Annotated in this window: 23 protein-coding genes; 10 read left to right on the forward strand and 13 right to left on the reverse strand. The window is 61.2% G+C overall.

What is annotated here, in order from left to right; translation table 11 throughout:
- Window positions 1–71 precede the first annotated feature (71 nt).
- On the reverse strand, window positions 72–878 hold the full coding sequence (locus ACX80E_RS06375; protein WP_459301066.1) for an aminotransferase class IV family protein: 807 nt from the start codon (window positions 876–878) through the stop codon (window positions 72–74).
- Between ACX80E_RS06375 and ACX80E_RS06380 the strand changes: the two genes are divergently transcribed.
- Window positions 877–1,275, forward strand: a complete 399-nt coding sequence (locus ACX80E_RS06380) for a MerR family transcriptional regulator (RefSeq protein ID WP_459301067.1) — start codon at window positions 877–879, stop codon at window positions 1,273–1,275. The genes ACX80E_RS06375 and ACX80E_RS06380 overlap by 2 nt on opposite strands.
- Before the next feature lie 278 nt (window positions 1,276–1,553).
- On the opposite strand, the gene ACX80E_RS06385 is transcribed toward ACX80E_RS06380, so the two are convergent.
- Window positions 1,554–2,804: an MFS transporter gene (locus ACX80E_RS06385; RefSeq protein WP_459301068.1), complete on the reverse strand. Its 1,251-nt coding sequence runs from the start codon at window positions 2,802–2,804 to the stop codon at window positions 1,554–1,556.
- Between the two features lie 209 nt (window positions 2,805–3,013).
- Entirely contained in the window at window positions 3,014–3,481 is a 468-nt protein-coding gene (locus ACX80E_RS06390) for a MerR family transcriptional regulator (RefSeq protein WP_459301069.1), read from the reverse strand.
- A 383-nt stretch (window positions 3,482–3,864) separates the two neighbouring features.
- Between ACX80E_RS06390 and ACX80E_RS06395 the strand changes: the two genes are divergently transcribed.
- The 4 genes from ACX80E_RS06395 to ACX80E_RS06410 all read left to right on the forward strand — a co-directional run bounded on the left by ACX80E_RS06395 (window position 3,865) and on the right by ACX80E_RS06410 (window position 6,922).
- A complete protein-coding gene (locus tag ACX80E_RS06395) occupies window positions 3,865–4,800 on the forward strand; it encodes a phosphotransferase (protein ID WP_459301070.1) in 936 nt (311 codons plus the stop codon).
- A gap of 529 nt (window positions 4,801–5,329) precedes the next feature.
- On the forward strand, window positions 5,330–5,812 hold the full coding sequence (locus ACX80E_RS06400) for a MarR family winged helix-turn-helix transcriptional regulator (protein ID WP_459301071.1): 483 nt from the start codon (window positions 5,330–5,332) through the stop codon (window positions 5,810–5,812).
- A 316-nt stretch (window positions 5,813–6,128) separates the two neighbouring features.
- Complete coding sequence (locus tag ACX80E_RS06405; RefSeq protein ID WP_459301072.1) at window positions 6,129–6,449, forward strand: DMT family transporter; 321 nt, start codon at window positions 6,129–6,131, stop codon at window positions 6,447–6,449.
- 68 nt (window positions 6,450–6,517) lie between these two features.
- Entirely contained in the window at window positions 6,518–6,922 is a 405-nt protein-coding gene (locus ACX80E_RS06410; RefSeq protein WP_459301073.1) for a DMT family transporter, read from the forward strand.
- A 112-nt stretch (window positions 6,923–7,034) separates the two neighbouring features.
- On the opposite strand, the gene ACX80E_RS06415 is transcribed toward ACX80E_RS06410, so the two are convergent.
- Together ACX80E_RS06415 and ACX80E_RS06420 are read right to left on the reverse strand one after the other, a co-directional pair.
- On the reverse strand, window positions 7,035–7,412 hold the full coding sequence (locus tag ACX80E_RS06415; protein WP_459301074.1) for a YciI family protein: 378 nt from the start codon (window positions 7,410–7,412) through the stop codon (window positions 7,035–7,037).
- A 104-nt stretch (window positions 7,413–7,516) separates the two neighbouring features.
- Window positions 7,517–7,957: a hypothetical protein gene (locus ACX80E_RS06420; RefSeq protein WP_459301075.1), complete on the reverse strand. Its 441-nt coding sequence runs from the start codon at window positions 7,955–7,957 to the stop codon at window positions 7,517–7,519.
- Window positions 7,958–8,414: 457 nt separating this feature from the next.
- Here ACX80E_RS06420 and ACX80E_RS06425 point away from each other — a divergent pair, with 457 nt between their 5' ends.
- The 4 genes from ACX80E_RS06425 (at window position 8,415) to ACX80E_RS06440 (ending at window position 12,940) form a co-directional block, all read left to right on the forward strand.
- Window positions 8,415–9,197, forward strand: a complete 783-nt coding sequence (locus ACX80E_RS06425) for a class I SAM-dependent methyltransferase (RefSeq protein WP_459301076.1) — start codon at window positions 8,415–8,417, stop codon at window positions 9,195–9,197.
- Between the two features lie 121 nt (window positions 9,198–9,318).
- Window positions 9,319–9,825, forward strand: a complete 507-nt coding sequence (locus ACX80E_RS06430; protein WP_459301077.1) for a GNAT family N-acetyltransferase — start codon at window positions 9,319–9,321, stop codon at window positions 9,823–9,825.
- 1,320 nt (window positions 9,826–11,145) lie between these two features.
- Complete coding sequence (locus ACX80E_RS06435) at window positions 11,146–11,340, forward strand: DUF6226 family protein (protein ID WP_459301078.1); 195 nt, start codon at window positions 11,146–11,148, stop codon at window positions 11,338–11,340.
- Window positions 11,341–11,461: 121 nt separating this feature from the next.
- Window positions 11,462–12,940: an MDR family MFS transporter gene (locus ACX80E_RS06440; RefSeq protein ID WP_459301079.1), complete on the forward strand. Its 1,479-nt coding sequence runs from the start codon at window positions 11,462–11,464 to the stop codon at window positions 12,938–12,940.
- 115 nt (window positions 12,941–13,055) lie between these two features.
- On the opposite strand, the gene ACX80E_RS06445 is transcribed toward ACX80E_RS06440, so the two are convergent.
- The 7 genes from ACX80E_RS06445 to ACX80E_RS06475 all read right to left on the reverse strand — a co-directional run bounded on the left by ACX80E_RS06445 (window position 13,056) and on the right by ACX80E_RS06475 (window position 21,546).
- The gene (locus ACX80E_RS06445) at window positions 13,056–14,201 is read right to left on the reverse strand and encodes a zinc-binding dehydrogenase (RefSeq protein ID WP_459301080.1); all 1,146 of its coding nucleotides are present in this window, start codon (window positions 14,199–14,201) and stop codon (window positions 13,056–13,058) included.
- The gene (gene phnE / locus ACX80E_RS06450) at window positions 14,198–15,916 is read right to left on the reverse strand and encodes a phosphonate ABC transporter, permease protein PhnE (protein WP_459301081.1); all 1,719 of its coding nucleotides are present in this window, start codon (window positions 15,914–15,916) and stop codon (window positions 14,198–14,200) included. Before phnE ends, ACX80E_RS06445 begins: the two co-directional genes overlap by 4 nt.
- Window positions 15,913–16,827 (reverse strand): phosphonate ABC transporter ATP-binding protein, encoded by a 915-nt coding sequence (gene phnC, locus ACX80E_RS06455; protein WP_459301082.1) that lies wholly within the window; start codon window positions 16,825–16,827, stop codon window positions 15,913–15,915. Before phnC ends, phnE begins: the two co-directional genes overlap by 4 nt.
- A 24-nt stretch (window positions 16,828–16,851) precedes the next feature.
- Window positions 16,852–17,790: a phosphate/phosphite/phosphonate ABC transporter substrate-binding protein gene (locus ACX80E_RS06460; protein WP_459301083.1), complete on the reverse strand. Its 939-nt coding sequence runs from the start codon at window positions 17,788–17,790 to the stop codon at window positions 16,852–16,854.
- A 249-nt stretch (window positions 17,791–18,039) separates the two neighbouring features.
- On the reverse strand, window positions 18,040–19,470 hold the full coding sequence (locus ACX80E_RS06465; protein ID WP_459301084.1) for an APC family permease: 1,431 nt from the start codon (window positions 19,468–19,470) through the stop codon (window positions 18,040–18,042).
- A 37-nt stretch (window positions 19,471–19,507) separates the two neighbouring features.
- The gene (locus ACX80E_RS06470) at window positions 19,508–20,557 is read right to left on the reverse strand and encodes an agmatine deiminase family protein (RefSeq protein ID WP_459301085.1); all 1,050 of its coding nucleotides are present in this window, start codon (window positions 20,555–20,557) and stop codon (window positions 19,508–19,510) included.
- Window positions 20,554–21,546 carry a nitrilase-related carbon-nitrogen hydrolase gene (locus ACX80E_RS06475; RefSeq protein WP_459301086.1) on the reverse strand — a complete coding sequence of 331 codons (993 nt, stop codon included), beginning with the start codon at window positions 21,544–21,546 and terminating at the stop codon, window positions 20,554–20,556. Before ACX80E_RS06475 ends, ACX80E_RS06470 begins: the two co-directional genes overlap by 4 nt.
- 182 nt (window positions 21,547–21,728) lie before the next feature.
- Here ACX80E_RS06475 and ACX80E_RS06480 point away from each other — a divergent pair, with 182 nt between their 5' ends.
- On the forward strand, window positions 21,729–22,352 hold the full coding sequence (locus tag ACX80E_RS06480; protein WP_459301087.1) for a TetR/AcrR family transcriptional regulator C-terminal domain-containing protein: 624 nt from the start codon (window positions 21,729–21,731) through the stop codon (window positions 22,350–22,352).
- 195 nt (window positions 22,353–22,547) lie between these two features.
- On the opposite strand, the gene fepB is transcribed toward ACX80E_RS06480, so the two are convergent.
- A complete protein-coding gene (gene fepB, locus ACX80E_RS06485) occupies window positions 22,548–23,552 on the reverse strand; it encodes a Fe2+-enterobactin ABC transporter substrate-binding protein (protein ID WP_459301088.1) in 1,005 nt (334 codons plus the stop codon).
- Window positions 23,553–23,638 lie beyond the last annotated feature (86 nt).

Raw genomic sequence — 23,638 nt, forward strand, 5'->3', positions numbered from 1 at the left:
GCCGAACACGGCAAGCGGAACAGTGTGGGCACACCAGAGAATTCCGGCGCAAGAGCTTCCGGACTCAGTAACTAGGGCCGCACAAGGGGCGCTGACTGATAGGCCTCATGCAGCAGCCGGACAAAGTGGGGGTTCGAGGTCAATACTTTTTCCCCTAGCTGGGATACAGGGATGGCCGGTGACCACGAGTTCATCACTACTGCGCTGAGATTCCCCGTGTCAACTAAATGGATGTCTTGGGAACGTTGTGGCACTCCCATCTGCTCCAACCGGCGTTGTACAGTGCCCATCATCGTTCCCTTGAGCTTGTCGCCCGTGGGCCAGACTACGGATTTCCCGTCCCAGAAGGCCAGGTTCCAGATCGAGGCCTCCGTAATTCGCCCGTCGCGGTCAACGAAGGCGGCGTCGTCGAAACCGGACCGGACGGCTTGCCTGAGGTAGAAGGTCTTGGCGCCCTCGCCGACGTGCTTGATGCCAGCCATGAAACGCTCATGGTCGACAAGAGCAAGAGACAGTGGCCCCGCCGGTCCCGATGATGGTGGAGCGATCCGGATCAGCGTGTGCAGAGAAGGTGAGGGCCCGGCGTCGGAAAACTCACCCGCCGCGCTGAACACGGTGATGGTCACCGAGCAATCGACGGGGAGCCTGTCTAGTGCGGCGCGGAGATGAGAGCGGACTTCGGCTTCGACGAGGTCCACCCCGAAGAGGACGCGTGAGGCTGCCGTGAGTCGGCCAAGGTGAAGATCAAGGCCGCGGATTCCTCCGTCACGGACCTGCATGGCGGTGAAGTGCGCGAAACCGGCGAAGGCCAGCCCCGCAAGGTCATTGGGTGCGACGGGTGCGCCGTCGATGAGTGCCAGTGAGTAGTCTAGATTCATGAGACCAACGCTAAACAATGACATCAGTGTTAAGGTCAACTCAGAATTCTCGGCACTTCATATTGGGGAGCTGGCTGAGCTCACCGGGGCCAGCTCGCGATCGCTTCGCTACTACGAAGAACAAGGCCTTATCGAGGCTTCCCGGGCATCGAACGGCTACCGGCAGTACGGGCATGAAGCCGTAGCTGTCGTTGCCCAGGTGCGTCTATTGATCGCCGCCGGCCTTGACACTAAAACGATCCGCGCACTGCTTCCGTGTACGCGCGGCGAACAACCCGAGGTTGAGCTCTGCGACGAGGTGAATGCAATCCTGCTGGCCGAAGTGCAGCGGCTCGATGACCAGATCTCCCGCATCAACGGGCAACGTGAGCAACTACTAAAGCTGATCAACAGCTGACCATTGAACCCATGGCGACTGGCACAGAAGGCATACCGCGCTCCCCCACTGATGAACGCTGCGGATGTCGCCTCGAGGGCCACCTACCAGGACGGCGATGAAGGGAATTCCTTTCACCCATTGTCAGGAGCGTAGAGAAAACCACACGTTCACGAGCGCGCATTCTTTCCAGTGACGGTACGCACACGGACGAACGCCGGTCTCAACACCCTTCGGCGTTGAGACCGGCGTCGACTATGGGATCCCTGACACCGACAGATCCGCATTGACGGATGCAGTTATGCGGCGGGGCAAGTTGCCGCGGCGACTGTGGCTGCTCGGTTTGACGGCTTTGCCCGGCGCTTGTCCAGTGCGTCCGGGATGAGCGTGAGGAGGGCGGCCAGGGCGAAGAGGGCGCCGATCCAGAGCGGTGCCAGCAGCCCAAGCCCGGAGTCTACGACGATGCTGCCAAGGGAGGTTCCGACGAGGATGCCTCCGGTAACTACTGTGGGCAGCATCGACATGATCGCCGGGTGCTGGCCGGCAGCCGCAATAGTGCGGGCGGCGTGAGCGGCGTTCAGCGACACACCGCTGACGCCGATGGCGATCAACGCCAGGATCACAACGGGTAACGACGTCGGTGCCGCCCAGAATGCGAGCAGACCGGCAGCGAGCACGACGAGTCCGACGGTGAGTACCCGCGCCGGACCGCTGGACGTCAAGCGACCAACAGCCCAGTTGCCCACCACTGATGCTACGCCGTAGAGGGCGAGCAGCCACGGCACCACATTGACTTCGACGCCGGTGACACGTTCGAGGATGGTGGGGAAGAACGCGAAGCCAAGGAGCGTCCCGCCGATGGAAAGTCCGGCCGTAGCGAGAGTCAACCAGAGCCTACGATTCGCGAGGGGCCGCAGCATTTCCCGAATAGGGAGCGTTGGTGTGCCGACGATGGATGGGACGAACATGAGGATCGCGGCGGCGGCCGCCAGTACCGCGATGGTGTCAATGTGGAAGGCCCACTGCCAGGTGACGGCTTGGCCAGCGAAAGTCGCCAGCGGCAGGCCGAGGGCGGTTCCGATCGTCACGCCGGCGAAGATCGTGGCGGTTGCCCGAGGTTGGGCCTCGCCGGGAACCAGACGTGTTGCAGTGCCGAGCGCGATCGCGAAGTAGGCCGACATGATGGCTCCTGTGACCACACGCATGGCGAGCATTACCGTCCAGGGTGACAGGACGCCTATCAACTGCGCGATAGCGAAGGTCACGAGCAGCCCGGCAAGCACAATGCGGGGCCCGAAGCGGGAAAGCGGCATGCCTAACAGCCACGGCCCCACCACCTGGCCGGCGGCGAATCCCGAGATTAGAAGCGCCGCAGCACCGATGGAGACGCCGACGCCGTCGGCAATGCTTGGCAGCAGACCAGCAGCCATAAACTCACTCGTTACCATCGCGAAGATACCGCCAGCAATGAGCCAGATAGTCACCGGAACAGGCTCCCTAGGAGTTGACTTTTGGGTGGCCTCGATCCGTAGATCAGTTGTTGCAGGCATAGTTTTTCCTTCAAGTAGATAAATAGTTAGGTGGTCGCGATTAGCCCTCGGGTACGGCAACCTCGAGTAGGCCCTGCGCATTCCCTTGACCGTAAGAGGTCAGATCCGACTGTGCGGCGAAAGGCCAGAGTTGTGGCTCGGAACTGAGGCAGATTCCCGTGCTGCCGCCCCATCGCATCTGTCCATCCAGCAACGCCCTGCTCGTGGGTTCAGGGCCCGGTTCTTCCGCCGTAGGTGGCGATTTTGTAGTCTGTAGCGGCGAGGGACAGGGTCAGTTGGTGAATTTGGCGCCTGATGTTTCCTCGCTGTTCGTGGAGCATGGCGAGCCGTTCAGGTACTGTGTGCCCTCCGGCATCAACGAGGGTGACATAGTGCTGAAGATCTCTCATGGGCATACCGGAGAGGCGCATACGGCTCAGGAACACCAGTCTGCGCACGTTTTCGGGGCTGTAGCTGCGGTAACCGTTGTAGCCACGGTCGGGCTGGAGCAGTCCGGCGCGCTCGTAGTAGCGCAATGTATGCGCCGACAGGTCGAGCAACGTGGCGACCTGTCCGATAGTCATCGATACTGTGACCTCACCGGCCTCGGCTAGCCGACGGCTGACCTCGACCGACATCAGTTCTTCGCCCTCTGCCAGCGCGGTGAGTGCCTTGCTCATCAGATCGTCGGCGGACATGGTCACTGTGGGCAGCTCGGCTGGCGTCGAGGGTGGAGCTCCCCCCGGAAACCGGCTAGTGCCCGCCAAGACCGCTTGGCGATGGCCCGGCTGGATCCTCTCATGCCTCCGGTCATGATCCACGCGTTTGTCCCATGTATGTTCATGCCACCGACATTACGGGTTCGAGCGCACTCGAACGCAACCACGGCGGCCACTCAAGCACCGGACCGATTCCGGCGCCGGCACCCCTACCGCTTCCCGTTGAAGAAGTAGTGTTGCGGAGCCGGTACTGTCCACACGGGTCAGTATCACGGCCCGGCTCATCGGCTGCGGTCGATCATTGTCACAGTCAATGTTCCGCTTTTGCCGTGGTAACGGCCAACTGTTTGTAGAATCGAACGATGGTGACAAGAGCAATTGCGGTTGACGTTCAGACGTGGTGTGGTTGGGCTCTTGGCCGTGGCACCATCGTTGCCGTCGAGGCGGTTGCTGGCGGGCAGATGTCCGACCTATTCCGCTATGACTCTGATGATTTGGGATTGCTGGCCGTCAAGGTCCGGGCGGATTCCGTCGCAAGGATCGAGCGGTGCCTGCAAAGTCAGAGCTTCGCAGCGGGTGCCGGGTTTCCGTGTGCCAGACCCGTGACGGGCGCGTATTCCCTTGGCCAGGGGTGGGTGGTCAATGCCGAAACGTGGCGTCCAGACGGTGAAATGCAGACCGGTGGCGGACTGGTCTTCGCCGGACGGTCCGCTGAACTCCTGGCGAATCTGGTGGGAGTCCTTGGTTCTGAGTCCCCGAGGGGGTTCGGCTTGCCGCCACCGTGGATGCACTGGAATCCCCCGAACGGTGAGTTGTGGCCACCCAATCCAACTGTTGATGCCATGGACCACGGCACCGTGCCCGCGCGCGTACATGCCATTGCCCGTACCGTCTCGAAACGACTGGCCAATTTGACCTTGCCCGTAGTTGTTGGCCACGGTGACTGGGAGAGTCAGAACCTACGATGGGACGGCGCGGGTCCGTGGGCCGTCCATGACTGGGACAGCCTCGTCGCGCTCCCTGAAGCGGCCATTGTTGGTGCGGCCTCCGGCGCCTTTGCCAGTACCACCATCCCGACATTGGCCAGCGTCGCGGACTCCGACGAATTCATCAACTCCTACGAACAATCACGCGGGAGACTCTTTTCCAGCGATGAGCGTGAAGTTGCCTGGGCGGCGAGCCTTTGGCCCGCGCTTCACAACGCCCGCGGCGAAAGTCTTTTTCATTCCCCGCCAGTGGCCCTGAACGCCCTGACCAAACAGGCCGCCGAACGACTGCACCGCGCGGCTATCCGCTAGCGGTTCGGCCAACGGGTTGGCGAGGAAGCCGCCGACAGAGGACCCGCGACCGCTATGGCTGGCGCTGGATCTGACGCTGACATTTCCGGCCGCTGCCATGGGATCTTGTCCAACATCAACCTCAAGCATTCGAAGGTGGCAGTACTCGAGGTCGCACACTACAGATCCAGGTTAAACGAGTGGACAGGGACGACCACTCGACAAGAATCAGGGCAGCAACTGCGCCGGTCCGCGACCCGTAATCGTGTCCCGCACATTGCACCTGTGTCTCATTTGGATGGCTTGAACGACATGCAGAACACGCCCGTGTGTCGCTGCTGCCTAGTGCCCTCTCGGACGGTGACTGCACAACACATGACCAACGCCGTCTGCCTTGCAATTGCGCGTGCACCAGGGGCGGGCAGCTATGTCGCCATCGACGCGGGGCCGTGTGGGATTTTGTCTGCTCGCCCTTTGAGCGATGAGAGTCAAGGACGGGTTCCGGTGCCGAGACTTGCCAGCCGCGGGAGGGAAACCATAGGATAAGTGCATGCACATGCAAATAAGTAACCAGGATGACCCGACGTCGGCCGGAGACATTAGCGCTGTCTGGTCCCAGGTTGCTGCGTTTGCCACGGCAATGGACGCCAGCCTCGGTAAATGGCTGACGAGCACCCGTGGGATCGGACTCACCGACTACCGCGCGCTGGCGCAGCTCAGCCAAGCCTCCGCCAAGGAGTTGCGCGTCAACGAGCTGGCCCAGCGGATCGGCCTGAACCAGAGCTCAGTCACGCGTCTGGTAAGTCGCCTCGAAGAAAAGGACTTGGTCGACCGTGACACCTGCCCTGACGACGGGCGTGGAGTCTATGCGGTCATCACCGCACGCGGGGAAACGTTGTTCCGAGACCTACGCGGCACCTACAACGCGCGGGTGCGGGAGCTACTGGGCAACATGGACAAGCACTTTCCGGAGCTCGAGCCACACCAGCTCGCCGGAGCCTTGCGCAAGATCAGCGACCTCGCCTCACCCTAGGGCTCCGCGTCCTCGAAAACAGACAAAACCGTACATTATTACCTGCATGTACATACAGCAATCTCCGTGAAGGGAGATATTCAATTGAATGCCAGAGTCGAAATCCTGCCTTTTGAGTTGCCTCCAAAACCGACGGCGTGACCGCGCGTGAACCACGGTCGTGAGCCCCGCGGGCTGCGGAATCAACCAAACCTGTTATCGCGGCACCGGGTTCCCGTCGATCTGGATCAAGAACCCTTCCCCGCGATCTGCGGACCTCAAATAGGCGCGTCAACGCACCGTCCGACCCGGATACACCTACGAAAGAGAAACAATCATGAGCTGGATCTACTTGGGAATCGCCGTGGTCTTCGAAATTGCTGTTGCTCTCGCAGCGAGCAAGGCACAAGGCTTCACCCGCTTGTGGTGGACCGTCACCACACTCGCTAGCGGCGCAATCGCCACCTTCTTCCTCAGCTTAGCGCTGCTGACCTTCGAAGTCGGAGTGGGATACGCACTTTGGGTCTCGGTGGCAGGTGTCGGAATCACCATTCTGGGCGCCATGCTCTTCGGCCAGCGTTTGAGCTGGCGCCAGGGAGTCGGCATCGGAATCATCATCGCCGGTGTCGTCGGCCTCCAACTGGGGGGCGCCGCGTGAGGCACCACCTACTGCCCGCGCACCAGACCCAGCACTCTTCCTGCCACCCTTCACGAAAGAACTGAGCAATGAGCACAACACTCGTCACCAATCAGAGCAGCACCGGAGCATGGCTCGTCCTTCTCTTGGCGGGAGTATTTGAAGTCGGCTATGCACTCAGCGTCGGCGGCAGCCAGGGATTCAGCGTCCTGGGCTGGTCGGTCTCCGCCTTGGTGTTCTTCCTGCTAACCCTGTTCTGCCTCAGCGTTGCCCTCAAAAGAATTGAGGTGGGGATCGGCTACGCCGTGTGGGCTGGTATTGGCTCAGTCGGCGCCGCCATCCTGGGCCCTGTCTTCTTCGAGGAAACCCTCTCCCCGGCGCGCGCATTCTGGTTGGCCGTGATCATCGCCGGAGTGATTTGGCTGAAACTGGCTGACGGCCCGAAGTCCAACACAAACGATCAGACGGCGCTGGTCGTGGCCACGCGGCAGTGACCGAATAGCATTCCCCCGGTCCCGTCTTGGCACTGGATGCCCGCGTTGCCTTGGCGCTGGCGGGACGGTGGTCATGACCGCCCCTGGGGGCATCCCTGCGCCTTCGTGGAACTTACGTGTTGGGCTGCCAAACGCCGTCGACCGTATGTGTTGCTCCCGGACGCACCTCAACGGCGCCCCACCCGATGGATGGTGCCTGTTTGCCCCAGTCAAGGGCGGCGTCCAGATTCTCGACGTCGATCACGAACGTCCCGCCCAACGGTACCTTCGTGTCGGCGAAGGGCCCGTTCTGAACCTGCAGTACGCCGTCGAGCATGCTCAGGGTGGTGCTACTCCCGGATGGTTGGAGCACCTCGGCGCTGATCAAGACTCCGGCCCGCTGAAGTGCGTCGGCATAGTTGGTGAAGGCTCGCTGACCATCGGCCATGGCTTCGGCGCCGATCGATGCGGCGCCGCCCTCTGGGTAGTGCAGTATGAGTGTGTATCGCATGGTTCAGTCTCCTCCTTTCTCACGGCGCCGTCTAGGGACGGGGCATTTCGTCCTGATGTCGATGCACCGCTGGCCCACTATGAGGGTCCGGCGCCGGTGAAGCGTCAGGTGGTTGCACTGGCCACGATGGCGGCAAGCCCCAAGGCCAGGACTAGCGAATGACCGGCCACATTCAGCCGGAGCTGGGCGCGGTCTGTGGTTCTGCCGCGAAAAGCATGCCCTATCAGAACGAGGCCAAGTTGCCATGAGAGGGAAGCCACGGCAACTCCAAGCACAAACGCCAGAGAGGCGCTGAACGAGCCAAGCGCTCCGCCCAGGCCACCCGTCAACGCAACAAAATAGACAAGCGTTGCCGGGTTAACAGCCGTGAGGCCGGCGAAGAGGAGAAATTTGCGACTTCTGGCAGCTGACGGCGGAACGGCTTGAAGCATAGCGCCACGGCCACGTGCGAAGGTTTTGAACACGCCAATTCCGCCCAAGGCAATGAGCGCCAGCCCGCCTGCCACCATGGGGAGATTCCCCCACGAGTCGACCACAGGAGCCACGACTGCCCCCACTGCCACGGCCACTGCGCAGTAACCATCCGTCTCAAGCTCTAAGCAACGCGAGGCAACTAATTAGTACAGCAAAGTGAATTAGCTAGCTTGTTCCCTGTGGCCCTTTGCGATCCTCCTTCTCGCCCACGAAGTGGTCAATGTGGTTCTGATCATTGTTTCGGCTCTCACCGTGGTAAGACTGATTCGGGTATGGATCATGCTGCCTGTCCTGATTGCGGTGCTGGCGGTATTCCCGCTTCTACGCGCTCACAACCGCTGGGGATACTCATCGCTAGCACCGCCGACGGTTATCCCTATAGTCCATGACACGGCCACTCGAAGGATGAGGCCCCGCTTGCGTTCCGAATACGGACCGGCCGATAGTGCCTGGAACTGCTCATGTCGGGTGAATTGATTCGGGGATGTTAGGACTGACCCCAACTTGGTACTCGTTAGGCTGGCAGGCATGAATCAGATCCATAGCGTGCCGTCAGCTTTCAGCCACAGTGCTGTTCTGCACGAAGATGTTCGACCTGCGTGGTCTTCGGAGGTGGTTTCATGGCTGTTGGGGTCACCTGTGCCCGGCGACCGGCTGGATGTCTTGGATCTGGGGGCCGGCACAGGCCTAGGAACCCGGACGATCGCAACCCTAGGACACGCCGTCACCGCTGTCGATACTGCCGAAGAGATGCTGTCCGTGCTCCGGAAGGTCCGTGAGGAACTCCCGCCCGGCGTCGCGGCTCGCATCGCCGCTGCTAGCGGTTCGGCAGAGCACATCCCTCTAGGAAACGAGAGTGTCGACGCCATTGCTTGCCTCCAAGCCTGGCATTGGGTAGACCCCGAACGGGCAATCGCTGAATGTGATCGTGTACTTAGGCAAGACGGCATGATGGGACTGGCCTGGCACACCTGGGACCGTACCAGCGAGTGGGTGAAGGCCCTCACCGCCATCGTTGAGCCGGACGGTATTCTCTCCGACCAAACCCGAACCGTACCCGGAGAGTTTGGCGGACGAGGCACCTTTGAACGTAAGGATTTCGCCTTCAATTACGAACTGTCGGTCGACCAACTCGTTCGGCTTGCCAGCTCGTGGGCCTTCGTCGCGCAACGATCCGACCAACGCGGAGTCTTGGCGCAAGTCCGTAGCCTGGGGGAACAAGCAGAGTCATCTGACACAGGCCTTGTTGGATTTCCCCACATCACGGTCGGCTTCCGCCTTCAACGGCAAGGAAGAGGTGCCATGAGGTAGGCGGCGCGACTTTTGACAATGATGGCTTGGTAACGCCGAAAACGTGTCCTATAGAAGGTTCGGCTACCGGAAACGACAAATTCCGCTCGGTCATGATCTGTCGAAGTGGGATGCTAGTTCTGTGGATTTGAAAACAAACACCAATGTGCCAGTAGTTGCCATTCGTCCTTACCATCTCGCGGATGCTGCAGATACCTTGGCGATCTTCCTTGCCGCGGTGACCGAAACAGCTGCCGCCGATTACTCGTCGGAGCAGATTCAGGCGTGGGCACGGCCAGAAGCGCGCGAACTATCCACCTGGCACGCCGCGATGCACGAGCGGAACAGTTACGTGGCAACCGTCGATGGAGAGCCAGCGGGCTTCACCGACGTCGACCCGCAAGGGTATATAGACATGATGTTCGTGGCCCCACGCTACCTACGACTCGGGGTAGCACGGCAACTGCTCGGCCACGTGGAAGCCCACGCGCGCGCAGATCGCCTGACAGAGCTGACCGCCGATGTCAGTATCACGGCCCGTCCCTTCTTCGAGCGCTACGGATTCGTCGTCGAGGCAGAACAACACCCTGTGAAGGTCGGCATGCAGCTAACCAACTATGCAATGAAGAAGACTCTTTTCGGCAACTGATCCGCACCGGCAACCAGACTTCTCCCAGCGGCAGGAGGCCCGTTCAAGGTTCCCCTCATGGCGCGGGCGGTGCCCATCCGAAATAGTTGTGTATCGGATTCTCGGATCGTACAGTTCGCTAACGGCTCGCATGAAGCTTCCTGCCGGTAACAGGCGATCACTGATACTGGTCATGAGCGCTTGTGTCATGAACCTCGTCGCTCAAGCCCAGATACTCACCACGCCGGGAACACACGTTCCGTTATGGTTTCTCCTGATCGCTACGGCGCTCTTGTTTGCCTCAGCGGACTTCACCTATGCTCGCCATGGCAACGACCCTGGTCCTCCGTCAAATTGCTCACAGGGAGAAGCTCAGCCACGACGTCGTTGATCTGCCCCGAAGTCGCCAGGACACGTAGCAGTGTCCACAGCGGATCCCCTCATAAAAAGTCCCGCCGTAGGCGCCGAACGAGCCAATGCGCGATTGGGTGGGGCCGGCATGGATAGCGCGGATCCGATTCTCGAAGTCTTGGAGAACGGCATACTTCCGCGATCTTGTGCTTCACCGAGTGACGGGATACGCGCATGCGAACCACGATTCAAACTTCTTCGACGTCGAGACCGGCGAAGACTACTGGATCTCGGGTCCAAAGCGAAACCGCACCGATGGCCGATACAGCAACGAGCAGCCATCTATTGACGCTGACACACTGGACGACTATCAGGCCTTTCTCGCTGGAGGACCTTTGCCTGGCAAAGAAAATGGTTGAGCACGGCTCCTCCTTGTTCCGGCAAATGTTCCGTCTTGCGGGACGAGAGTCCTACGGGCGTCAAGAACACTGCAAGGCAGCTCAAATCAGGACCAGTGTTACAGTCTGAACCAGAACCATCCTCAATAGACGATCGTCTTTCTGTATCGGAATCGATAGGTTGGCCATGAATTCTCCTCAACAACGGAAGCTCGGGCTTTTCCAGGAATACATACTTTGGTCCTAGGCGTGACGTTGTTCGTGATTCCTGCGTGGCTTCCAACAGAGTTTCGCGACCAATGGCAGTGGATCATCGTCATCCTCCAAGGCCTGATTGCGGTGGCAATGGTGGCTTACCTCGCATGGTTCGTGCGGAAGCAGCGGGATGACTACTGGCGTGAGAGAGGCAAGGACCCCAGACATCCCGAGTTGTAGGGTTCGACCTGCATTCTGTTGAGACGTGACTCGACATATGTTCCCAGCTAGGGTTCTCATCGGACCGGCGGATTGCTACTTGGGCGGAATACTGACGGCTAGTGTGGGTGCATGAACGGCTACCGGCGTCCCACGTTCCCACGTGAAATCTACCTTGATGAGCAGGGGCCGACCGATCAACTACGGCAGTCGATGGGGCGAAGCATGGCCACCTGAAGTGGCCGCTTCCCGTGTCAGGAACCTGCAGCGATTCGCAACTGTGCAGGCGGTCGCCACCTTCGGCGGTGTTCGGATTGGGTGCCCATTAACACTGGTGAACGCGCCGAAAGCTTCTCGCGAAAGAATGTTCTAAGAGCGGGAATAGTTACGGCTCCGAGAGCGCTACTAACTAGTGGGCCGACCAGCATGTGCACATATTCGCCTTGCGGTGTCCCGGCAGTCCACCTTTTCATCGTCAGGATCAGGAACCATCCATGTCACAACCCCACACAACTGCGCCCGAACGGCTGTCAGCACGGGACCGCACCACTATTACAGTGCTGTTGGTTTCGGCGTTCGTTGTGATTTTGAACGAAACCATCATGAACGTGGCCCTGCCGCGTTTGATGCACGAGTTCGATGTCTCAGCTTCCGCCATCCAATGGTTGGCAACTGCGTTCATGCTCACCATGGCAGTGGTGATCCCGGCAACGGGTTATCTGCTCACCCGCTTCCCCATCAGGACGGTTTTCATCCTGGCCATGGGGCTGTTTTCCGCCGGAACGCTCCTGGCCGGGCTGGCACCGGGCTTTGAAGTTCTGCTGGTGGCCCGCGTCATCCAGGCTTCGGGTACGGCCATCATGATGCCGTTGTTGATGACCACCATTTTGGACCTCGTCCCTTCGCACCGCCGCGGCGCCGTGATGGGCAACGTGTCCATTGTGATCTCCGTGGCCCCGGCCATTGGCCCTACACTCTCCGGGATCATCTTGCACTCGCTGTCTTGGCGCTTCATGTTCCTGTTTGTGCTGCCCATTGCAGTCCTTGCGCTGATCCTGGGCTCACGCCTGCTGCCCACCGCATCCGAGCGAGTTGCCTCCAAGCTCTCCATCCCCTCCGTGCTTATCTCCATTCCGGCGTTCGGCGGTTTGGTGTACGGGCTCAGCGGCATTGGTTCGGTCGATGCACCCACCCAGCAGCTGGCCATTGCGGCTCTTGTTGTGTCACTGGTTTCGTTGCTTGGCTTTGTGCTTCTTCAGCTCCGTCTCCAGCGGAACGACGGCGCGTTGCTGGACATGCGTCCGTTCAGCTACCGCCAGTTCACCCTTGCGCTGGCGTTGATGGTCATGGCCATGGTTGCCCTGTTTGGTGTGATCATCCTGCTGCCCATGTACCTGCAAAACGTGCGCGGCCTGGAGGTCCTGAACACAGGACTGCTGATGCTTCCGGGCGGGCTGCTGATGGGCCTGTTGGCGCCCTTCGTGGGAAAGCTGTTCGACAAGGTTGGTGCCAGGCCGCTGCTGATTCCCGGTGGCCTGCTCCTGTCGGCCGTCCTGTTCGGCTACACCCGGCTGGATGAAAACACCCCGCTGCTCATCATCGTGGGCTTGCATCTGCTGATGTCTATTGCGCTGGCGTTCATTTTCACTCCCGCGTTCACAGCAGGGCTAAACCCTTTGCCGCATTCGCTGCACTCCCACGGTTCCGCCATGCTCTCCACCCTTCAGCAATTGGGTGGCGCAGCGGGCACAGCCTTGCTGATTGGTGTCATGACGGCCGGAACCTTGTCAGCGGCCGAGGCCGGTAATGACGCAATTGCTGCCCAATCCAGCGGCTTCAGCAGCGGCTTCATGGTGGCAGCGTTCGTTTCCCTTGGAATCGCCGTGATTGCAGCCTTCATGGCACCCGCCAAGCAAGCCAAAGCCGAAGCTGCCCTGGACAACCACGAACAGGTCAGCCAGGACGTGCACTAGCTGTTGGCGGCCCAACGTGAAGGTCTGGGTGCGTCACTGGACAGATAATGCCCTCAAGATGCTGTCTTGAAGGCATTATCTGTCCAGTGACGGTGACGCGGTGACGCGGGAGAAGTTAGGGGATGATGCCCACGCGCACGTGGCCGCCGGTGGTCGCTTCGGCGATCGCGGCGTCCAGTTCGGTCAGCCGGAAGCTGGTGCCGACCAGTTCGGCGAAGGGGTAGGCGCAGTGCCGTTGCTCCAAATAGGCGACGGCGTCGATGAGGTGCTGTGGCGTGTAGTTGTGGACACCCCGAACTGTCTTCAGGCCCCGAACCAGAGCTTCCGGGTCAAGCGGAACGCGGCCTGCGGGGTGCACGCTGCCCACCAGAACCGCGACGCCGCCGATGTCCAGGCAGTCGATGGCCTGGGCCACGGCTGCCGAGGATCCGGACGCCTCGATGGCAACCTCCAGACCGTCGTTGAGGCCCAGACGATTCCGCACAGCTTCGAGTGAATCGGGCAGCGCAGCCGGGCTCATCGGATCAACGGTTTCAACGGCACCGAATCGCCGGGCGTTGGCGCGCCGGGACGAGTCAGGGTCTGAGACGATGACGCGCGCTCCCCTGTCCGTCGCTGCAGCGGCAACGGTGAGACCCACCAAACCAGCGCCCGTGACAAGCAGGGTGGCCCCGTCCAGATCCACAATGGCAGCCGCGGCGTCGATGGCGGCTACGGCCGTTGCCGACGCACAGGACAGCGGTGCCGCAATCTCACGCGGCATGGACTCTGCCATGGGAACAATGGTGGTACCGGCTCGCAGATGAACGTGAGTGGCGAAGCCACCGCTGAGTTCCCAGCCGTGGCGCACTTGTTCGTGGCCGTACTTGGCCAGTTGACGGCACTTTTGCGGGATTCCCTTGAGGCAGCGGTCGCAGTTGCCGCAGCTAACCATGATGGACCAGATGACGCGGTCTCCGATGGCCAGCGGCTGGCCGTCGGCGCGGAGGGCGCCCTCCCCCACGGCAACGACTTTGCCCACTTGCTCGTGTCCCAGGACCAGGGGCACGGGGGCGCTGCGGCGGCCATGCACGGTGTGAAGATCGGAGCCGCAAACTGTTGCGAACTCGACCTCAATGAGGGCATCCCCCGGAGCCAAATAGACCTCAGGCACTGCCATGAGCTGGTGATTGGCGCCATGCTTGATCCACGCCATGGCCGTGGGTGGTGGCATCAGGGTCACCCGTGAGCCCTGACAGATGGGCGTTGTAGTGGGGGTCATCGGAACACCCGGCGCATCCACATGGCCAAACCTTCAACTACCAACACAGTGACCAGAATCATGATGACGATGGCCGTGACCACGCCGTACTTGGAGCCCTGGCCGGCGTTGAGCAGGTAGTAGCCAATGCCGCCGCCGCCCACGATGCCCAGGATGGTTGCGGCACGGACGTTGGTGTCCAGCAGATAGAAGGTGTGGCCAATCAAGGACCGTACGCCTTGCGGGAACGTCGCACCGGCGAAGACCTGCAGGCGTGTGGCTCCTGTTGCTGTGAGTGCGCGCTCGGGACCGGGGTCGACCTCTTCGAAGGAGTCGGCGACCAGCTTGCCCAGCAATCCCACACCGCAGATGGCCAAGGCGAGTGTTCCGGCCTGGCTGCCCATACCCGTGACAACAATCAGCACGATCGCCAGGATGACTTCGGGGATGCCGCGGATGACCACCAGGATGAAGCGGCTGCCACTGCGGATGAAACCGTTCGGCGCCACATTGCGGGCGGCCAGTGAGCCAATCACCACGGAGGCCAGCAACGTCAGGAAGGTTGCTGCCAAGGCGATCGCGACGGTCTTCCACATGGCATCCAACATGGTGGTGTATTCGTAGCTGCCGAAGCTCGGTGGCCAGAACTGCACGGCGATCGCGGGAACCTTGCCCCAGAAGGTGATGAAGTCGCGCCACTGGATATCGCTGATGACAACGCTGCCTATCACCACCAGAACTGTCGTGACCCCCCAAACTGCATTGCGTCGTCGAGCATTAGTCCACGGGCGCACCAGCGCCTGCGCCGGCCCGGCGAAACTCACGGCGCTGACCGTGGTCTCGCGCGCCGATTTCTTGCCGAAGCGGCGGACCAGGCGATCGCCCATGCCGCGGCCTGTGGGTGCGTGGCCCAGCATGACCGAGCGCACCGAGCTGGAGATGATCTCCATGAGAACGCAGAGTGCAAAGATGATGACCGCGTAACCCATGCCGAGCGAGTAGTCCATGCCCTTGAAGGCGTAGGACATTTCCCGGCCCAGGCCAATGATGCCCACGTAGCCGAGAATGACCGAGCCGCGCAGGTTGATGTCGTTGCGGTGCAGCACCGTGGCCACCCACGACGGCAGGACCTGCGGCAGGATGCCCGAGACCAACTCCTGCGTTTTGGTGCCGCCGGCGGCGCGGATGGCCAGGCGCGGACCTTCGTCCACCTGTTCGATGGCGTCGGCGAACATCTTGGAGATCATGCCGACCGAGTGGATGCCGATGGCCAAGATACCCGGCAGTGCACCAAGGGAAAACATGAGGACAAAGACCATGGCCAGGACGACGTCGGGCACGGCTCGGGTGAGCACGCCCACGAACCGGCCAACCCAGCGCCAGGCCGGGCCGGGGGTGGTGTTGGCTGCCGAGAGGATGGCCACGGGTACCGAAAGGACGGCTGCCAGGAGCGTGCCGCACAGGACAAGGCCCACTGTGAGCGCCGTCAGGTGGAGCAACTCCCCCGCCGGCGGGAACGTCACGCCGCCAACGCGGATGAAGAAACGTTCGGCGTTGTCCATGCTTTCGAGCATCTTGGGGATCGAGATGTCGATGGAGATGAGGGCCTGGGTTGCTAGTACAAGCAGGACTACTAAGGTGATCGAGGCGCTGATGCGCTCCGGTGAAAGTTTGCGTCGAGGGGCGCGGGCGGCGACTCCGCCAACCGGCCCGGGGGTAAGTGCTGCGGCGGTCATGGTGTGTCCCGCCCCGCTCCGGCACTTGCTGAGGCCCGTGCCAAGTCGCGGGCAATACGCTCGCGGTGGCCGGGTGTGTCAAGTTCCTCGGCGATGGCCCGGAACTCGCTGGTGACGGTCGCAACCTGGCCGTAGATGCCCATGGCTTCTTCGCGGGTCAGGTCTTCGGTCAACGTGTTCAGGACAACCTTGCCGTGGCGCAGGCCCACAATCCTGTCCGCCCATGAGAGGGCCAGATCAACCTGGTGCAAGCTGCACACCACCGTGAGACCCTTGCTGCGGGCGATGTCGCGGATCAAGTTCATCACCTGGTCGCTGGACTCGGGGTCAAGGGAGGCTACCGGCTCATCGGCCAGCAGGATTTCCGGTTCCTGCATGAGGGCCCGGGCAATGGCAACGCGTTGTTGCTGCCCGCCGGAGAGAGTGTCTGCACGCTGGTAAGCCAGCAGCAGCAGGCCCACAGTTTCAAGGTGTTCCAGGGCCGTGAGGCGGCGGGCCTTGCCGTAGCCAATCAAGCCCAGGCGTGGTCCGCGGACCGCCGCAAGCGAGCCGGTCAACACATTCTCCAGCACGGTGAGGGAGGGCACCAACTCAAATTGCTGGAAGATGAAGCCGACGCGGCTGCGCAAGCGGCGGAGCGAACTTCCGGTCAGGCTGGACAGTTCCTCGCCGAGGACCTGGACCTGGCCGGACGTGGGGACTTCCAAGCCGTTCAAGTGTCGCAGCAAGGTGGACTTGCCGGATCCTGAGCGGCCGAGCAAAACCACGAGCTCTCCGCGGCCTGCCTCGAAGCCGACGCCGTCGAGCGCCTTGTTCTCACCGAAGTGCTTGGTGAGAGAAGCAACTTTTACTGTCCTGTCGCGTTCAATGCCGGCAGTGGCAGATGACGGCAAGCTTTGGGGATGGCCCATGGTTTTACTCCTAGTTTCCGGTGCTTACTTTGCCTGGCACTGCGTGGCGTTGGTGGTCTTGCAGATGTCGCGGATGGTGTCGTAGTAGGCATCCGTGACGGGCTTGGTTTCGTGGAACACGCTGCGGAATGCTTCCGAATCGGCGTTCTTTATACCGGCCGCAATGATCTGGTCGATGGAGACTTCCTTCAACGTGCTGGTCAACTTCGCCTGGACGTCCTTGGGCAGAACCGAGGAAACAACAATGGGGGCACCGGGTACCTTGGTCTCGCCAATGACTGTGACCTTGTCGCTCTTGACTACTTCGCTGTCCTCGGCGAAGCCAGCTTCACACTCAACGCCTTCGGCAGTCTTCTGCACGCTGACATCGTGTTTGCCGGCGAAGACGGGTGTGATGTCCTTCTTGGGGTCAATGTCTGCCTTGAGCAGGTTGTAGCTGGGGAACAGGTAGCCGGAGGTGGAGGAAGGATCCACGAAGCAAACCTTCTTGCCCTTCATGCCGGCGATGTCCTTGATGTCGCTGCCCTTGGGGACGATTGCCTGGGAGAAGTAGCCCGGCTCGGCGCCTTTCTCGGTGACGATCGAGGATACGGGGGTGAGCTTGGCGCCCTGGTTTAATGCTGTGACGTAGGTGAAGCCTGAGAAGGAGGCGACGTCGATCTTGCCGGCGTTGGCGGCTTCGATGAGTGCGGCGTAGTCGGTTGACTCGTGGTACTCAACCTTCTTGCCGGTCTGCTTTTCGATGTAATCCATCAAGGGGGTGTAGTTGGTCTCGGTATCCACCGAGTCGGGGACAACACCAAAAACAAGAGTGTTTGCGTCAACGGCAAACTTTTCGGCCGAGGCTCCTGCGTTAGCATCGGAGTTGGCTGAGTCGGCGGGAGCCGAGCAGGAAGCCAACGATCCGGTAAGGAGCGCCATGCTCAACAAGACTGTGGAGACAGAGCGGCGTGTGAGATTCATTGTGTGATGTTGCCTTTCAAGTCTGCTTGCCGCAGGGATTTTCCCTGAGCGGACTCTTGAAGGTTACGGATCACTTGCCAACGGCTGACAAACTGGCGGATACCCATTCGTGAACATTTGTTTGAGTGGCGTTCATGTACAGACAAGTTGAAACGGCGTTGCCACATGGCACGACGCACCAACCCGCACCCCGGGACAAGGGATGCGGGGCAGGTTGTTCATACAGGTGTGCGGGTGCTGAATGGGCGCCTACTTCAATGGGTTTGAGTCTCCAGCTTCGGCCCGTGAGGCAGTCACCTCGGCTCCGACTTCCGTCTCGCGTTGCGGTGTCCCCTCGGCTTCATCGAAAGCCAGTTCTGGTGTGGGCCGTCGGAATCCTCGGGTGATCCACAGGAGATAGACGACGCCGAGCAAGGTCCATACAACGCCTACCGTCATGGCCAGCGGATCCAGATTGGCCCAGAGGTAGGCATTGATCAGGAACCCAACGCCCGGCGCCACGATCCAGCCGATCGTTGACCGATCGGACCGCAGGCCCTTGCGCCAGAGCTGGAACGCGATGACAGATAAGTTCACGAAGGCGAAGGCCGTGAACGCGCCGAAGTTAATCAGCGACGTCGCTGAGTTGAGATCCAGCATCAGTGCCGTCATGGCGATCAACGCGATGGCGAGAATGTTCAAAATTGGTGTCCCAAACCGCGGATGTATGTAGCCGAAGAATCGCTTGAACAGGATCCCGTCCCTGCCCATGGCATACAGCAAGCGGGAGGCGCTTGTCTGTGAGGCGAGACCGGAGGCCAGTACTGAGAAGACCGCTCCGACCAGGAAGATTGTTTGGAAGGCAATGCCGCCAATGAACAGGGCAATGTGCGCGGATGCGCTCTCCGTTTCCGTGGTGATGCGTTCCAGGGACGCCAAGTTCGGGACCAGGATCTGCATGACGTAGGTAACCGTGACGAAGAAAAGGGCGCCGAGTGCTGCCACCCACATGATCGCACGTGGCATGTTCTTCTCGGCGTCGACGGTCTCCTCGGAAACGGTCGTGACAGCGTCGAAGCCCAGAAAGGCTAGGGCCAGCACCGACGCGCCGCCGATCAAACTTGCCGTGTCCATATCCATCGCATAGAAGGGGGCAAGAGAGAACTGCAGGGCGTTGTCCGAGAGGATTGCCCTAATGGCGAGGCCTACGAAGACGACGGCGACGACGGCCTGAAAGACGACCATGATCATGTTGGCGGAAGCGCTGATCTTCACGCCCACAATGTTCAGCACAGTCACGAGCAGGATGAGGCCCACGATCCAAACCCAGCCCGGGACGTCGGGGAACTGGGCGGAGAGGTAGATCTTAGCCAACAGGGCATTGATCATCGGCAGGAACATGTAGTCCAGCAGCGACGCCCAACCAACAAGGAATCCCACGCCCGGATTAATAGTCTTGCGGGTGTAGGTGTACGCCGAGCCGGCCGAGGGGTAGATCCGCACCATCTTGGCATAGCTAAAGGCGGTGAAAATTACCGCGATCGTGACGATGATGTATGACGCCGGGACATGCCCGTTGGTCGCTTCGGTGACGATACCAAAGGTATCGAACACCGCAAAGGGTGACATGTAGGCAAGGCCGATGAAGACTACATGGCGCAGCTTCAGCCGGCGCTGCAGTGTTCCTGGTTGCGGTGACATCTTGTCGCCTTTCTGATGTATGTGGTCGCCGAATGGTTTACCGCGCGAAGTTAGTGGACGCAGCGGGTAACGCGGGTTGTTGTTGGGTGATGCAGTGGATTCCACCGCCACGGGCAAAAAGTGGACGGGCGTCTACGGTGACGACCCGGCGGTTCGGATAGCAGGCGCGGAGGATTTCCACCGCTGCTTGGTCCGCAACGTCGCCGAAACTGCACGCTATGACACCCCCGTTGACCACAAGGTGGTTAACGTAGCTGTAGTCGACGAATCCTTCCTCGTCCCGCAGGATTGAGGGTGCGGGAAGTTCCACGATGCGCCAAGGATTCCCGTCCGAGTCCCTGGTGCCGGAGAGGTGATCAATGATTTCCGCACAGATCGTGTAGTCCGGGTGTTCCGGGTTCGTTTGCCGGTGGACCAGCAAGACGCCGGGGGAAGGAATGGTCGCGACAATGTCGACGTGGCCGCGGGTGCCGAAGGTGTCAGAGTCGCGGGTGAGACCGCGCGGCAGCCAGATCACATTGTTGGCTCCGAGGGTCCGAGCCAGCTCTGCCTCGACGTCAGCTTTGCTCACTCCGGGGTTGCGGAACGGATCAAGCTGAACCGTCTCCGTGACCAGCACGGTGCCCCGGCCGTCCACATGGATGCCGCCGCCCTCGTTGACCAGTTTCGAAGGTACCGGCATGGCTCCGGCGCCGGCCGTCACTGCTACTCCGATCTTGGTGTCTTTATCCCACGCGGCCCAGTCCTGCTGGCCCCAGCCATTGAAGACCCAGTCGACGGCGCCGAGCCGGTTGCCGCCGTCGTCGATGACGAAGGTTGGCCCGATGTCCCGCATCCAGGCGTCGTTCAGCGGCGCCTCAACGATGTGAATATCTGCCGAGAGGTATTCCCGGGCAACCGCAGCTGCGCTCGGGTCAACCACCATCGTGACCGGCTCAAACACGGCCGCCGCGTGAGCCACCGCGGCCCACGTTGAGCGTGCCTCATGGGCTTGAGCTGCCGTCTCACCCAGCGTGTAGCCGTCAACAGGGAACGCCATCCAGATGCGTTCCTGCGATGCGGTCTCCGCCGGCATCCGCCAACTCATGCTCGCCCCTGCTGCGCAAATTGGCTCTCATGGCTGCCGTGCGGCCGCAAAATGTTCACAGATTCACTCAAACGGGCGTACGTGTCGGGACGCCGGGTGGCAAGGAAGGGAAACAGATCCAGCCAGTCTTTGCGCTGGTCAAGGTCCAGGTCTGCCACCAGGACGGCGGACTCGTTGCGCGGTGCCTGGACGAGGATCCGTCCGTACGGGTCGGAGATAAACGACGAGCCATAGAAAGTCACTGCCCCTTCGTCGCCGTAGCGGTTCGGTGCCACCATGAAGAGTCCATTGGCGATCCCGTTGCCGACGATGACCTGCTGCCACAGCGGCTGCGTGTCAAAGTCGGGATGGGCTGGTTCTGAGCCGATTGCTGTCGGGTAGACGAGCAGTTCCGCCCCGCCCAGGGAGTAGAGGCGGGCCACTTCGGGAAACCACTCATCCCAGCAGGTGGGCATCCCCAGCCGGACGCCGTCGAGGTCCTTGAGGCTGTAGACCGGGTAGGGCTCCTCGTTGTCGCCGCCGCGAAAATACTTGTCCTCGTAATATCCCTCGGTGACCGGGATGTGCAGTTTCCGGGTTCGGCCGACAAGCTCCCCGGTGGGGGAAACCAGGATGGCGGTATTGAATCCCAGCCCGTCGCCGGCATCGGCCTTTTCATAGAGCGAGACATGCACGTGGACGCCGTTCGCCTGTGCGGCTTCCGCTGCGAAGGCAAAGGTGGGTCCAGTAGCCAGATCCTCCGCGGTGGCACCGGGCGCCGACGTCGGAATGGTATCTGCCGGGTAGCGGGACAAGGTGAGCTCCGGAAGGAACACAATCGCGGCGCCGTGCCCGGCGGCGCGGGCAATTCCATCGCCCAGCTCGGCGCGCAGCGCAGCGGCGTCAGCTTGCCATCGGTGTTGCACCATGCCCACACGCAACGGGAGGCGATGGGATTCATCGACGCGGGCGAACGAGGTCGGCGGAACAAGTGCGGTTATTTCGATCATGCTGACGCTCCTGCGGGATTGGCGGAAATGAGATGTGGATCACGTAAAACGAATGGCATTCGTTTAGTATGGGGCCAATGGCGGCAGGATGCAAGGTCCCGGCTCGGGAATTGGTAGATTCAACGGTAAGAACCCGAGTGGCAACCAGCTGCCATCTACTCGGCACCTACCCAAGGAGAGCCATGGCCCGCCCGTTGACGCCGCTGTTATCCGTGGATCGAATCGCCAAGGGCGCCTTGGAACTGGTCGACCACAGCGGGGAGTTCACCATCCCCGCGTTGGCCGCAAAGCTGGGAGTCCGGCCGTCCTCGCTCTACAATCACGTTTCTGGGCGGACAGAAATCGTCGAACTCATGCGCGGATTAGCCTCCGATCACATTCGCTTGCCCCACCACGATTCCGACTGGTACGCAACCATCAGCGAGACCTGCCGGCAGTACCGCAACAGCTATGCCCGCCACCCCCGGCTCATTCCGCTGCTGACCGCGTACCCGGTCTCTCACCCCGCCACCACACGGATGTACAACCTCCTCGCTGAGGTACTCACGTTGGCTGGATTTGATCCGGCAGAAGTACTGAAAGCCATAACCACCCTGGACAGCTTCGTGCTCGGCTCGGCGCTGGACGTCGCCGCGCCGGAAGTGGTGTGGACGCCGGGCGACCAGGCCGAACCTGCCTTGGCGGCCGCCCTCGCGACGCCACCACAGGGCACGCAACAGCGGGCAGATGAAGCCTTCGAATATGGGCTGCAGATTGTCATGAACGGACTGGCCCAGCAACTGGCCGCGATTCAACAGTCTCGTTAGGCGCGTGGTGTTATGAGGTCCACAAACTTCATGATTGTCCGGACGAAACTGGGGCCCATCCGCTGCCAGTCCGCTTGACGGTTCATTCGCTGTGGCCATGGCATGGCCACCAGTTGCACACGAAGGGCCTGTGGCCATGGGATCCAATTTCTGGATTCCATGGCCACAGGCCCTTGGCGACTCTGCCGTGATGCTCTAGCTGAAGGTCTTGCCCAACAGGTCTACCAGCTGGGTTGAGCTGTAGTAGTCCAGGCGGAAGGACGTGGGCCCCATGGCGTGGACCGAGCCGGACTTGACCGAAGGCAGGTTGGCCAGCACCTTTTCGCTTTCAAAGGTCTTCACCAGCGATTCGTCGGCACTGAGCAGGAACACCGTGTTGCCGGCGGCCGCCTTCGTCAGGTTTTCAAAGGAGACAAACGCGAAGTCCTGGCGGGCCTGCTCGCTGGTGTCCAGGCCTTCGGGGATGTCGGCGATCGTGAAGCCCAGGGATTCGAGCACCTTGGCGTGGCTGCCGGTCTTTTGGGCGACGCCATTATCCTGGCCTGCGCCGTTGAAGCTGACGATATTGGATTCGCCGGCCGGCAGTTTGATCTTGGCAGCTACCTCCTTGACGTGCACGTCGTACTTGGCGACGGCCGCACCGGCTGCGTTCTCCTGGCCCGTTGCCTTGCCCAACTCCAGGGCCAGGTCCTGCCAGGACTTATCGCCATAGTTCACCACGATGGTCGGGGCAATGGCACTGAGTTCCTTGTAGTGGTCAGCTGCACTGTCAGCACCCGAGGTGGATACAACAATTAGATCGGGGGCAGCCGCCACCACAGCCTCGAGATCAAACTCGAGGCTGGGGTACAGCACGCCAACGTTACGCTCGGTGGCCACGTCGGCCCACTGGGAAAAGAAGCCCTGCTTGTCGGTGACGTCACTGGGGTTGGTGGCTGCCGAGGTGGTGACGGGGGCGTCAATGGCCAGCAGGGTGCCCGTCACGCTCAACGAGGTGGAGGCAATGTTCTTGGGCTGGGCGGGGATCACTGTTTCGCCGGCTTCATGCGTGATGGTGCGCGGCCAGGAGGATTCGCTGGCCACGGGGGTTGCGCCGGCCTTGGCTGACGCGTCCTCACCAGCCCCGGAGCAGCCGCTGAGGGCTATGCCGGCCGCAGCGAAGGCTGCAAACAGGGGCAGGATTGTGCGTGGGAACTTCACAGTATTGTCTCCTCGAAGGATGGTGCATGGTGGTGTGGACTGATGACCCGTAAGGTGTTCAAGCGCCGCGTTTCCGGGTGCTTGCC

The organism is Arthrobacter sp. TMN-49 (assembly GCF_054511095.1).